This window comes from Terriglobus sp. ADX1 (genome assembly GCF_036877645.1).
GTDB lineage: Bacteria > Acidobacteriota > Terriglobia > Terriglobales > Acidobacteriaceae > Terriglobus.
The window spans coordinates 1-254 of the sequence record NZ_JAEDXV010000124.1 but is presented as its reverse complement, the minus strand read 5'-3'; the positions used below and the strand labels follow the sequence as shown (position 1 = coordinate 254).

1 protein-coding gene is annotated in these 254 nt (G+C 54.7%); it reads right to left on the bottom strand.

Annotated features, from left to right (window positions below; translation table 11 throughout):
* Positions 1–220: hypothetical protein (locus JAO32_RS19885; RefSeq protein ID WP_334243635.1), on the bottom strand; the 220-nt coding region annotated here is incomplete at its 3' end.
* Between the last annotated feature and the right edge of the window lie 34 nt (positions 221–254).

Genomic DNA, 254 nt, shown 5'->3' with positions numbered 1-254 from the left:
TATGTCGGAAGTAACTGCTGGCGTTAACCGACAGGCTCACGAGATTACGATTCGCGAGCGTGAACGTTTGTTTCACATCTAAAAGGACAAAGGGGGTCTGTTCGCTCGCGGTCGTATGAATCAAGCGGCCGGCCGTGACATCGATTCTTGTTCCCGCGGGAGAGGCGAGTTCCGCAGTCCTATTGCTGTAGACGACGTGTCCCGCTACACTTCCGGTCATCCCAGAAAGATGCTGAGTCGGAGATTGGTCTCCC